Source organism: Chitinophaga niastensis (assembly GCF_003014755.1).
GTDB classification, from domain to species: Bacteria; Bacteroidota; Bacteroidia; order Chitinophagales; family Chitinophagaceae; genus Chitinophaga; species Chitinophaga niastensis.
This window is the reverse complement of record NZ_PYAW01000001.1, coordinates 1,734,750-1,747,044: the sequence shown is the minus strand read 5'-3', so window position 1 is coordinate 1,747,044 and position 12,295 is coordinate 1,734,750. Positions and strand designations below refer to the sequence as shown.

The 12,295-nt window shown below is 42.6% G+C and carries 14 protein-coding genes; 5 read left to right on the top strand and 9 right to left on the bottom strand.

Features of this window, described 5'->3' with window-relative positions; genetic code table 11:
- Positions 1–14 precede the first annotated feature (14 nt).
- Positions 15–602 (bottom strand): Holliday junction branch migration protein RuvA, encoded by a 588-nt coding sequence (ruvA, locus tag CLV51_RS07345; RefSeq protein WP_106527318.1) that lies wholly within the window; start codon positions 600–602, stop codon positions 15–17.
- A 190-nt stretch (positions 603–792) separates the two neighbouring features.
- Here ruvA and CLV51_RS07340 point away from each other — a divergent pair, with 190 nt between their 5' ends.
- On the top strand, positions 793–1,803 hold the full coding sequence (locus CLV51_RS07340; protein ID WP_106527317.1) for a beta-ketoacyl-ACP synthase III: 1,011 nt from the start codon (positions 793–795) through the stop codon (positions 1,801–1,803).
- Positions 1,804–1,875: 72 nt separating this feature from the next.
- Here the strand turns inward: CLV51_RS07340 and CLV51_RS07335 are convergent, their stop codons facing one another.
- The gene (locus tag CLV51_RS07335) at positions 1,876–3,804 is read right to left on the bottom strand and encodes a sensor histidine kinase (protein ID WP_146151242.1); all 1,929 of its coding nucleotides are present in this window, start codon (positions 3,802–3,804) and stop codon (positions 1,876–1,878) included.
- Complete coding sequence (locus CLV51_RS07330; protein WP_106527315.1) at positions 3,804–5,639, bottom strand: ATP-binding protein; 1,836 nt, start codon at positions 5,637–5,639, stop codon at positions 3,804–3,806. Before CLV51_RS07330 ends, CLV51_RS07335 begins: the two co-directional genes overlap by 1 nt.
- A 218-nt stretch (positions 5,640–5,857) precedes the next feature.
- On the opposite strand from CLV51_RS07330, the gene CLV51_RS07325 reads away from it, so the two are divergent.
- On the top strand, positions 5,858–6,064 hold the full coding sequence (locus CLV51_RS07325; protein ID WP_106527620.1) for an ArsR family transcriptional regulator: 207 nt from the start codon (positions 5,858–5,860) through the stop codon (positions 6,062–6,064).
- On the opposite strand, the gene CLV51_RS07320 is transcribed toward CLV51_RS07325, so the two are convergent.
- The 3 genes from CLV51_RS07320 to CLV51_RS28875 form a co-directional block, all read right to left on the bottom strand.
- Complete coding sequence (locus CLV51_RS07320) at positions 6,061–6,756, bottom strand: NUDIX hydrolase (RefSeq protein ID WP_106527314.1); 696 nt, start codon at positions 6,754–6,756, stop codon at positions 6,061–6,063. The genes CLV51_RS07325 and CLV51_RS07320 overlap by 4 nt on opposite strands.
- 49 nt (positions 6,757–6,805) lie before the next feature.
- On the bottom strand, positions 6,806–7,297 hold the full coding sequence (locus tag CLV51_RS07315) for a DinB family protein (RefSeq protein ID WP_106527313.1): 492 nt from the start codon (positions 7,295–7,297) through the stop codon (positions 6,806–6,808).
- Positions 7,298–7,484: 187 nt separating this feature from the next.
- Positions 7,485–7,727, bottom strand: a complete 243-nt coding sequence (locus CLV51_RS28875) for a hypothetical protein (RefSeq protein WP_146151241.1) — start codon at positions 7,725–7,727, stop codon at positions 7,485–7,487.
- 161 nt (positions 7,728–7,888) lie between these two features.
- On the opposite strand from CLV51_RS28875, the gene CLV51_RS07305 reads away from it, so the two are divergent.
- Both CLV51_RS07305 and CLV51_RS07300 read left to right on the top strand, forming a co-directional pair.
- Positions 7,889–8,356 (top strand): GNAT family N-acetyltransferase, encoded by a 468-nt coding sequence (locus CLV51_RS07305; RefSeq protein ID WP_106527311.1) that lies wholly within the window; start codon positions 7,889–7,891, stop codon positions 8,354–8,356.
- Between the two features lie 72 nt (positions 8,357–8,428).
- The gene (locus CLV51_RS07300; protein ID WP_106527310.1) at positions 8,429–9,280 is read left to right on the top strand and encodes a GNAT family N-acetyltransferase; all 852 of its coding nucleotides are present in this window, start codon (positions 8,429–8,431) and stop codon (positions 9,278–9,280) included.
- 83 nt (positions 9,281–9,363) lie between these two features.
- Here the strand turns inward: CLV51_RS07300 and fabD are convergent, their stop codons facing one another.
- From fabD to CLV51_RS07285, 3 genes are all read right to left on the bottom strand, one after another.
- Complete coding sequence (fabD, locus tag CLV51_RS07295; RefSeq protein WP_106527309.1) at positions 9,364–10,254, bottom strand: ACP S-malonyltransferase; 891 nt, start codon at positions 10,252–10,254, stop codon at positions 9,364–9,366.
- Between the two features lie 162 nt (positions 10,255–10,416).
- Positions 10,417–11,004, bottom strand: coding sequence for a GTP cyclohydrolase I FolE (gene folE / locus CLV51_RS07290; protein WP_106527308.1), 588 nt, complete (start codon positions 11,002–11,004; stop codon positions 10,417–10,419).
- 68 nt (positions 11,005–11,072) lie between these two features.
- Positions 11,073–11,486 (bottom strand): 6-pyruvoyl trahydropterin synthase family protein, encoded by a 414-nt coding sequence (locus CLV51_RS07285; protein WP_106527307.1) that lies wholly within the window; start codon positions 11,484–11,486, stop codon positions 11,073–11,075.
- Between the two features lie 114 nt (positions 11,487–11,600).
- On the opposite strand from CLV51_RS07285, the gene mqnB reads away from it, so the two are divergent.
- Positions 11,601–12,284 carry a futalosine hydrolase gene (mqnB, locus tag CLV51_RS07280; RefSeq protein ID WP_106527306.1) on the top strand — a complete coding sequence of 228 codons (684 nt, stop codon included), beginning with the start codon at positions 11,601–11,603 and terminating at the stop codon, positions 12,282–12,284.
- Positions 12,285–12,295: the final 11 nt, after the last annotated feature.

Below are 12,295 nucleotides of genomic sequence, written 5' to 3'. Positions count from 1 at the left end.
AGGATTTCATTTAATTATAAACTCTTCAGGGCCTTTTTTATCAGCTCTTCCAAGTTTTGCAATAGTGGTTCATTTTTCATAACTCTCTGGATCGCCGATTCTGCCATATTCCGGGCTATGCCAAGAGTTACCAGAGCATTTAACGCATCTTCGTGAATTGTATTGTTTGTCACGGCAGATAAATGTGTTCCGGTATCCTTATGCTTTGCTAATTTGTCTTTCAGTTCAAGAATAATACGTTTGGCTGTTTTTGCCCCGATACCTTTCACGCCTTCGAGCATCTTTTCATTTTCCATCAGGATAGCACGCTGTACATCTTCCGGTTGCAAAGATGATAACATCATACGTGCAGTACTGGCTCCCACACCTGATACACTGATCAACAAAAGGAAAAGACTTCTTTCTGCCTCTTCAAAAAAACCATATAAAGTATGTGCGTCCTCTTTAATCTGAAGAAAGGTTAACAGCTTACAATTCTCCATATGCTGTATACGGGAATAGGTATTAAGGCTGATCTGCACCTCATATCCAACTCCATTCACATCGATATGAACAAGAGCGGGTGATTTATAGGCCAATTTTCCATTCAGATAAGCGATCATACAAGGTAAAGGTTCGGTAATTTAAGTAAACTTACGGAAAATGAATAAAATGTATTTCGGGTAAATCCGGGCAAAGATGCTAACTTTTAACGGATTGACAATTCTTAATATTTGTCAAATGCGACTTTTTTAGGAAATATTCGTTTATATCGTATTTTTACGCCTCGTTTTAAACACATATTTAGTTTATATGAATAAAATAACGGCCGCTATTACAGCGGTGGGTGGGTATGTTCCCGATTACGTGCTAACCAACCAGGAATTAGAGAAATTAGTAGATACAACAAACGACTGGATATTAACCCGGACAGGCATTTCTGAGAGAAGAATTTTGAAAGGAGAAGGCAAAGGTACATCTGATTTGTGTGTGCCGGTAGCCCTGGAGATCTGCAAAAAAAGAGGTATCTCCCCGGAAGAAATTGATCTGTTGATAGTTGCCACTGTTACCCCGGACATGACTTTCCCGGCAACAGCCAATGTTGTAACCGATAAAATTGGCGCTAAAAACGCTTTTGGCTTTGATATCAGTGCTGCCTGCTCAGGCTTTTTGTATGCACTGGAAACAGGTGCCCGCTTCATTGAAAGTGGTCGTTACAAAAAAGTAATGGTCATCGGCGCCGACAAAATGAGTTCTATTATTGATTATACCGACAGAACTACCTGCATCATCTTTGGCGACGGTGCCGGCGGTGTATTACTGGAGGCTGACACAGAAGGATACGGTTTGATTGACAGCATCCTGAAAAGCGATGGTCATGGCCGCGAATACCTGCACATGAAAGCCGGTGGCTCTGTTAAACCTGCCAGCATTGATACAGTAAACAACCGAGAACACTATGTATACCAGGAAGGTAAAATGGTGTTCAAATATGCAGTAGCCAATATGACGGAAGCTGCTAAAGGTGTCATGGAACGTAATAACCTGACTGCTGAAGATATTGCATGGCTGGTACCTCACCAGGCAAACAAACGTATTATCGCTGCTACTTCCCAATATATCAATGTACCAGATGAAAAAGTAATGATGAATATTCACCGCTATGGTAATACCACTGCGGGTACTATTCCTTTATGCCTGTGGGATTATGAAAAGCACCTGAAAAAAGGCGACAACATCATGATGGCAGCCTTTGGTGGCGGCTTTACCTGGGGCGCCAACTATATCAGGTGGGCTTATGATGGGGATAAAGTAGGTAAATAACAAATAGCTTTTAGCAGTTAGCTTTTAGTGCTTCGGAAAACGATATACTTCTGAAGCACTAAAAGCTAAGGGCTAAGAGCTAATTACTTTTAGTGTATACGTCAACGTAAGATATCTCCCTTCACTCTCCCCCACACTTATCTCTCCGTTCATTTTATCAATAAAATCCCTGGCGATAGCATATCCCAGGGCATACATGTCCTGCTGCCAGTCTGATAATGATTTTACAATGGCCGATACTTCTCCTCCTGTATCCGCTATGACCTGTACATATACGGTTGTATTTTCTTTCCAGGAAATAATGGCCAGCAAACTACTTCCCACTGCATAATTTACCGCTACCTGCAATAACTGAAGGTTCACTAAACGCAACATTTCCACATCTGCGGACACTTCTACATCAGGTGGTATCTTATTCACTACTTCCAGCTTCTTTTGCACTATTACCGGCTGTAATGGCTGTAAAGCCGTCTGCATAGCGTTTTGCAGCTGACAGGGTGCAGGACGGTACACAAAACCTGATAACTGCAGCCGTATCCATTTTAAAATATTATCAAAGACAGTCAGTGTTCTACCGGAAGCACCTGCTATTTCTTTCAGTAAACCCGCCACAACAGCCTGATCCATCTCATTATTTTTTAAATGCACCGCTACTTCAACAATATATTGAAGAGGCGCCCTGAAATCATTGGCTATAATAGCGATCAGCTTATTTTTAAATTCATCATTTGCCCGTAGTGTAACATTTTTCAGAGAGATGTCTTTGTATTTTTTTGACAACAACGCTTCCTGTTGTTGTGAGGTAATGTACTGCCTGTAACGGCTGAAGACTAACGCAATTAATAATATAACAATGGTAAATATACCGGCCATTATAAACTTGTTATGCCTTCTGATCACCCTTTCTTTTTCCAGTTTCTGCTGCTGATCAAAATTTCGCTGCGTTATTTGCTGCAACGCACGTTCCTTCAGAAAATAATTGATATAGTTGATAGGCCCTGACCCCTGTTGGTAGCGGCTCTGCGCAGCCAGTCGCATAATTTCGTTACTGTAGTAACTTATTTTTGAAAGGTCCTTTTTTTGACTGTAATAATCATATAATCCTGCCAATGTGGAAAGATTTAATTCAATGCAACCAGCCTTTTTGGCCAGTTCATAAGACAATGCTCTGTAGCGGGTAGAGTCTATAAAATATCCTTGCTGCAGATAGGCTTCCAACCGGTTATACATATCCATTGCTACATAGGGCAACCCTCTTTTAAGCGCATTATCTGCCAGCATATTAATTTTAGCTTCCGCTTCTTTTCCATGTCCGTGTTTTGCCAGCTCATCTGCTGCATAAGCATCTATATAAAATATCAGCCTGCTGCGGGGATATTTTTCACTAATGTGCCGGGCCTTTTTCAGCGCCCATTGCACAGAATCCCGGTGAATGCTGTCTTTATAAAAACGCATGGCATAATTCACCAGCAATATGCTGTACATAGAATCCTGTGATGGCGGCAATCGGGCAGCCATATAGAATGCTTCATTAAAATAATTATTGGCTTCTACCGGCCGGCCCAGGTTACGGTAGTACAGGTAAATATTACTCAACGTTTTGCTGATGCGCGCAGAATCAGATAACGCCTTATGCAGCTGCAATGCTTTATAGGCATAGACATTAGCGATACTGAAATCAGTTTTCAGTGCGTAGCAAAAACTCATAACGTCATAGGCATCAGCCATGCCCGCTTTATATTGTAAACGGGCGGCCAGCTCTTCTTCTTTTATCGCATACCAAAAACTACTATCAATGTTAATCATCAAATACAGTGCTCCCATCTTTCCCATCACATCTGCATAGCGGGTACTGTCATGTTGCTGCGTCAGCTCCTGCTGCAGTTCAGGTAATTGCGGACTTTGCGCCATTCCTTTTTCCGCCAGGCACAAAAACATAACGACTGCACAAAAAGCAGTTGTTATATGCTTATAACGTATATGACTAAACGTCTTTATCATTAGTGTACATCCGTTGGTTTCCGGACTTCCGGCAAACGGTAAAAGAAAGTACTTCCTTTATCTGCATTATTGCAGGCGCCTGTCTCTCCGTTCATTTTATCAATAAAATCCTTGCAGATGATCAAAGCCAGGCCAGCGTCTTTACCGGAATGTTCCCGCTCATGAACAGCGCTACTGTAGGAGAATAGCCGCGATAATATTACCTCATTAATACCAGGCCCTTCATCAATAAAATATACTTCGATCCATCCATTTTTGCGTATAACCTTCACCGTTATAACTCCATTTTCCGGAGAGAATTTAATGCCATTGTGCAAAAAATTACGATGAATAAATTGCAGCATTTCAAAATCAGCTAACACCATCGTACCTGGTGGAATATCCAGTACCAGCTGCAACTTTTTTTCTGCCAGCAAATGCTGCAAACTCTGTTGCATAACAGCGATCATATCCGCCAGTACAAATGATTTGGGATGATATACAAATCCGGATAACTGGGTATGCATCCATCTCAATATCTCATCAAATACCAACAAAGTTGTAGCCGCTGTTTGTTCTACTTCCAGGATCATTTCAGCCGCATCGGTTACCGTAAGCGTTTCTTCATCTACAAAGCCGGTAATATTAACAATGTTATAAAGAGGTGTTCTGAAATCATGTGCAATCATTGAAATCAACTTATTCTTAAAATCATCATTGGCTTGTAATGCTTCATTTTTTATCCTGATCTCTTCCTGTATCAATGCCAACTGCGCTGCGTTACGCCGGGAAATACCGTAGGCCCGGATAAAATACAGGAGCAATACCAGCAACAGCAGGGCGATGACGGTTATAATGATCAACTGATAATACCAGAAATGATTCGCTTTTTCACTATTCAATAAGCGCTTTGTTTGTGAAATATGTTGCAGCTGCAATGAATCTATGAATTGATCGCCCAATGAATAAGCCAGGTAATCGGCCTCCCCTTCCTGCATATCCTCCTGCTGCTGTTGCATCACCTGGAGTGCAAGACGGCTATACCGCGCCGCATGCGCGCTATCTCCCCGTTGGTGATAATAGGTATATAGTTTTGTTGTTACAGGCAGCATCAGTCCGGTGTAACTACCTGCTACCGCGTACTCCATGGATTTACAATGATATAATAATGAATCCGCCTGCTGCTGCCAAACCATATATCCTGCCAATTGCATACAGGCGTACATAGCCAGATAATTCAACCCGGTACTATCTGCTGTGAATATTACTTTTTTCAAACGGTCTTCTGCGTCTTTTACTTTTCCTGCACGCAATGCTTCATGTGCCAGGAATAATTGCGTATATAACATTTCCCGCTTATCGTGGTACCTGGCGGCCAATACAGCCGATTGTTGCAATGCCTTTTGAGCCAAAGGAAGCATCGCTGTATCTGCTGAATTCATCACATAGTAATTGGCTAAAATCACTGCCCGCAGAGAATCGTTATGCAATTGCCAGGCTAATTGGAGCGCCTTGTTCAGGTAGTTTTGTGCAGTAGTATGTGCTCCCTGGAATTGATAATAAATCCCAATGTTCATCAACAGCGCGGCTACACTGATGGAATCGCCTGCAGCGCGGCTTTCCGTTAAGGCATTATCATAGAAAAGAAAAGAGAGATATTTATGCGGTCTGAATGCATAATAACTGCCCAGGTTCCGTAATGCTATAGCGAGGCCTTTGTTATAATGGATACGGGTAGCCATATCCTTTGCGTTTCTGGCATACAATCCGCAACTATCCAGCTGAGTGGGCTGGTACAATCCCGAAAGTTTGTTCAGCGCATCTACATATTGCGTGCTGTCCCGCAGAGATGACAAGGTATTCTTAATTGCCTTAATATCATTATTTTGGGCAGGCAGGGCCCCACAAATGAAAAGCAGGCAAAAAAGGCCTACCCATCTTGGATATGGAATGGTTGGAATCAACTGTATGTAAAATAATCATAATTGCGGGAAAGGCCGCTAACCATTTTATTCATTTTTTTACTGACATCAATTCCCTAATTTTAAAGAAATCAATTGTTAATTCTTTGTATATGCCTGCAGAAAAAAATGATAAAATACCCGCAAAGCTTTGCTACAACCATCTCGGCGGCAAACTGGGCTCATTGCTGTTAGACAATTTTATAGAGAAAGGATGGATTGCCAGGGATCTCAGCAGCGAAAAACATTACTACATCACCGAAGCCGGTGACAAAGGATTAAAGAAAATGGGAATAGATACAGCGCTCATTAAACCCTAGATTTCGAATACCAGGCCTTTATGTTTCAGTGCGTCATACTTCTTCGGATCAAAGCGATAGAGGTGCGCTCCTTTTTTGGAAGAAGTTTTGTCTTTTTCCTCCAGCTTCTCCATCACATCCAGCGACAATATTTTTTTGCGGAAGTTGCGCTTGTCCAGTGTTTTCTGGTAAATTTCTTCGTAGAGACATCTTAGTTGAGAAAGGGTGAACTTCTCCGGCAATAATTCAAACCCTATAGGATGAAACTGTGCATTATTGCGGAGTGCGGCCATCGCATCTTCAATCATCTTTGTATGATCGAAAATCAGCGCCGGAATTTCATGCAGTTCCAACCAGTGTGCACCATGCTCCCGTGCCAGCGGACGATCATGATCCTTGATGCGGATCAGCGCATAATAAGTGACGGATATTACCCTCGCACCGGAGTCGCGCGCTACCTCACCATAACAATGCAGCTGGTTCATGTAGATATTATCTAAACCTGTAGTGAGTTCCAGTACCCTGGCTGCTGCTTCATCTGTACTTTCGGCCGACTGTACAAAACCACCCACAAGCGACCACTCGCCCGCCATTGGCGCTACTTTACGCTGAATTACCAATAGTTTCAAACGACCCTCATCAAAACCAAAGATGATACAATCTACAGCCACCAGGTGTTTCGGGGCTTTTTCATAAAAAGAAGCGGCAGTCATAAAGGAATTTTAAGGCAAAAAGTATCCAGTAAAAATAACATAAAACAGCCTATTTTTTCGGTTTAAAACGATTATAATCTGTATCAGGTATTTTACTTACCCCCAGCTGTTGAAGCATATATACCAACTGTCCGCGGTAAAATGCAGCGTGATTACATGCATGCATGATCACCTGGTGCACGGCTATTTTATGATGTTCACTTTTTTTCTGTGTATATGCAATAGTGTGATTCAATTTCACAGGGGTAGCCTTTTGCACCCATTCCTGCAGTTGTAACGATTGTCGCACCCAGTGTTCACAAGCTGTGGCAAAGGAGCCGCTGAAATCATTAGTAGGATCTGTGGCTTTCTCCACCAGCTGTAACCGTTGATGCCAAAGACTTTCCTCGCGCCATAAATGGTACACCGTTTTGCGCAGCGAAGATAAACTACCTCCCAGCTCACGGTCCTGCTGTTCATCAGTTAGTTTTAGCAACACCTTCAACAACTGCTGATTAGCCCAGTAGTTGTAAGACGAATAATGCACGAGTATTTCTTTCATGTACAAAAGTGGTTAATGCTATCTCCCAGCAATCATCCTACAAATTACAATATTGTTTTTCATTTTACCTTACGATCTTTGTCCGCTCCTTAACCTATATACTATGCATGCACTACTGCCTGTATTGTAATGCAACATAACCATATCCTGTTTAAGTCTTATTTAAACGCCTGCACACAAAATGATATTAACACTTCCTTTTCAATTGCCAGATCCATGACGTCCACGGGGTATTGCGCAGGAAGAGGGTGCCATTGATAGCATACAGGCCCCTGCAGGCGCTTACATTCCGCAATACAAGGCACCGGGACTGAATAAAATCAGCCACCAATCCGGCTTTACCAAAATGGAGGGTGGCTTTAACGCCCTGGCCGGTAGTCCACATGGATACTACAAATACCTGTGGTGGGGCTACAAAACAGATACGCACAATTTTGATTATTTTGCATTAGGTGTAAAAGAACAGCTGATTTATATTTGTCCCCGCAAACAGGCCGTGATTGTATGTTTTGGCAAACGTTGGGGTAAAATAGACTGGTGGCCCAAATTATTAAAACAAATTGCCGATTCACCGGATTAATACTTACGCATATGGAGGATATAACGTTAAGGGTTGCACGAAAAGAAGATTGTCCGCGTTTACTGGAGCTTATCCGTGAACTGGCTGCATATGAAAAAGCATTACCCGAAGTAACAGTAAGCCTGTCGCATTTTGAAGAGGCCGGATTTGGTGCTAATCCTGTTTGGAAAGCATTCAATGCTATTGCGCAGATAAATGGCAAAGAGGTGATCATAGGTTTTGCATTGTACTATATCCGCTACTCTACCTGGAAAGGTTGCCGTATGTACCTGGAAGATATCATTATAACGGAAAACTGGCGTGGTAAAGGTGCCGGCAAGCTGCTCTTTGATCAGCTGATTATTGAAGCACAGGAAAAGAAATTCAGCGGCATCGTATTCCAGGTACTGGAATGGAATACGCCAGCCATTAATTTCTACAAAAAATATACGGATAAATTTGATCCGGAATGGATTAATGTAAGCATGGAATTGCAATAATTTTTCCGCTCATATAAATCCCGGCGGGTATGTCATCAATCATTATTAATATTGGTGACATACCATTCCACTATGATTTTTCTCAACGATTTCCGCACACTTCACAACGTATCTACAGAGAATATCTGCAACACTTTTAATGCAGCTTTCAGCGATTACATTGTGCCCATGCACCTGACCACCACGATACTGGAGCAAAAGATGAAAGGCGAAAACCTCCAGCGCGATTTTTCTATCGGTGCTTTCACCGGCGACATATTAGGCGCTTTTATCCTGCACGCACCAGACAACAATGAAAAGCCTACTGTACTATACAATGGCGGTACGGGCGTTGTACCAGCTTATCGTGGTCAACACCTTATTCAAAAAATGTACGATCAGTTTATCCCTGTTTATCAACAACAGGGTATTAAAAAGATTATCCTGGAAGTAATCAGCACTAACCTGCCGGCTGTCAAAGCCTATACAAACAGTGGCTTCCATAAAACACGCATTATTCACTCCTTCAAAGGTCATGTAAATACAGGTAAAATCGCGGCAGACATCTCCATAAAAGAAAATACAGCGCCCGACTGGAGCATATTATCTACCTTTCTGGATATGGCGCCTACCTGGTCTAATACTACTAAAAGTATTCAGCGGGAAACGTCCTTCACCGGTACCTGGGAAGCAATGATAAACGGTCAGCTAGCGGGCTTCATCAGTGTACACAGAGATACCCGCAGAATAAGAAGTATAGCTGTACATCCTGACTTCCGCAGAAGAGGCGTAGGCAATGCTTTATTGCAACATGTATCCACCGAGCTGGATGGGCAAATGAGCATTATTAATATTGATGAGAATTTTCCGGAGATAGGGACCTTCCTGAAACAGGCGGGATTCGAACACTATATATCACAGTACGAAATGGCACTGGAGATGTAATTTTTTTCAGATAATAATTTTAAGGGGAGATACAAGCGTAGTTATTCGCTTATATCTCCCCTTAAAATTATTATCTGAAAAAATTAATTGATGCCATTCACAACGGCTTCCTTATTGATCTTCTGCACCAGGCCTTGTAATACTTTACCAGGACCAACTTCAGTGAATTCGGTAGCACCGTCGGCTATCATAGCCTGCACAGATTGCGACCATTTCACCGCACCGGTTAACTGATCAATCAGGTTTTGTTTGATCTGCACCGGGTCTGTTACTGCAACAGCCACTACGTTTTGATAAACGGGGCAGGAAGGTGTATTGAAAGTAGCCGTATCAATGGCTGCCTGTAATTCTTCTTTTGCGGGTGCCATTAACGGAGAGTGGAAAGCACCGCCCACAGGCAGTATCAGCGCTCTTTTAGCACCAGCTGCTTTCATTCTTTCGCAGGCAATTTCTACTCCTTTGATAGTACCTGAAATAACCAGCTGACCAGGACAGTTATAGTTGGCAGGTACCACTACTTCGCCGGTTTCAGCAGTTACTGCCGCACAGATCTCTTCTACCTTTGCATCATCCAGTGCCAATACAGCAGCCATTGTAGAGGGTTGTACCTCACATGCTTTTTGCATGGCATTAGCACGGATCGCTACCAGGCGCAAGGCCACTTCAAATGATAAAGTACCATTTGCCACCAGGGCAGAAAATTCACCTAAAGAGTGACCAGCTACCATATCCGGCTGCGAATGCTCCGTGCAGAGGAATGCTATCACAGCATGCAGAAATACAGCAGGCTGTGTAACGTTTGTTTGTTTCAGATCCTGGTCAGTACCATTAAACATGATATCAGAAATGCGGAAGCCTAAAATATCATTGGCTTGTTCAAAAAGTTCTTTTGCTTTTGCATTGGTGTCATACAGGTTTTTGCCCATACCCGGAAACTGAGAACCTTGTCCGGGAAATACGTATGCATGCTTCATGTGGATATATTGTATTTATCTTATCAAATAAAAAATAATTCAAATATACAATCAATTAATTTTTAAGAAAAAGAGATTGACTATTTTATTTCAACGACATAACGTCCAAACAAAAATGGTCCCGGCTTAGCCTGGACCATTTTTTACGTAAACAGGCAATACCTATTTACCAATCAGTTTCATGAACTCTGCTCTTGTAGTGCCATCTTGAAATTGGCCACTGAATGCAGAGGTGGTGGTAAGGGAATTCTGTTTTTGTACACCCCGCATCATCATACACAGATGCTGCGCCTCTATTACAACTGCAACACCTTCCGGCATCAGGGATTCCTGTATAGCATCCAGGATCTGATGTGTTAAACGTTCCTGTACCTGCAATCTACGCGCATATACATCCACTACACGTGCTATTTTGCTCAAACCGGTGATGTAACCGTTGGGAATATAAGCTACATGCGCTTTTCCGAAGAACGGCAACATATGATGCTCACACATAGAATACAATTCTATATCCTTCACGATCACCATTTCACTATACGCTTCTGTAAATCTGGCACCATTCAGGATTTCGCGTGCATCCTGCTGATAGCCCTGGGTAAGGAACTGCATCGCCTTAGCTATCCGCTCCGGCGTTTTCAAAAGCCCTTCCCTCTCCGAATCTTCTCCCAACAATTCCAGGCATTCTTTGTAATGGTCTACAAGACCGGACGTGACCTTCTCATCGAAGGTTTCAATTTTATTATACGCCATTCTTATATGATTTTAGCAAATTCCAAATGCTGGTGATATATACCTGTCTGCACAGCCCTACATAAGCATTACTTTCCTCCGTAATATTCTACGTATATGCGTGGCGTTTCATACAACTTGATACAATGCAATTGCACATCAGTGGGCAAATGTTTGGCCAGCTGATCCCAGATAGCGATCGACAGATTTTCGGCAGAAGTGAACTTGCCCACCATAAAATCAACATCCATATTCAGGTTGCGATGATCTATCTTCTCAATCACTACGTCCTTGATAATGTCACCTAAAGTCTTGGCATTGAATACAAAACCTGTTTGAGGATCTGGATTTCCTTTTATTGTTACGTGCAGTTCGTAATTATGGCCATGCCAGTTTTCGTTGGCACATTTTCCAAATACTTCTTCGTTCTTTTCTTTACTCCAGCCCGGGTTAGATAACTTATGCGCTGCATTAAAGTTCTCTACTCGCGTTAAATAAATCATTATTGCAAAAAATTTTTGCAAAAATACCACTATTAAGTGAGTAGAGCCAATTTATCCTAATTCTTGTCAATTGTTTTACACTTGGAAGAACCATTTTTGATGTAATTTTGCCCCATGAAAATATTGGTTACCGCGGCTACCACACTGGAAATACAGCCTTTTCTGCACTTCCTGGACCAACATAGCCAAACCGTATCTGCCTATCAATACCGCCTGGCCAACTGCGATATAGAAATTCTGATTGCCGGCATCGGCATGATGCACACTGCCTTCAGCCTGGGCCGCTATCTGGCGGCAAATAAGCCGGATATAGCTATTCAGGCCGGCATAGGCGGCTCTTTCCGCCATGATTGGGAGCTGGGTATGGTGGTACTCGTTGCAAAGGAATACCTGGCCGATGTGGGCGCTGAGGACAATGATCAGTTTAAAGATTTATTTGATATACAACTCTGGCAGCCGTCGCAGCCTCCCTTTACAGGCAACAGCCTGGTAAATACGTTTGCCGGACTATCTTACCTTCCGGCACTGCCCACGGCTACCGGCGTGAGCGTTAACCTGGTAAGCGGAAGCCAGCCTACAATCAGCCGCCTGGAAAACAAATATGCCCCCGACATCGAAAGCATGGAAGGAGCTGCTTTTCACTATGCCTGTCTGCTGGAAAATATTCCATTTATTCAACTCCGCAGCCTCTCTAACTATGTGGAAATAAGGGATAAAAGCAAATGGAAAATTCCCCTGGCCGTGAAAGCATTAAACGATGAACTGGTGAAAACAGTGGAAACACTCTCCGGTCTTTAATTACTGACAAT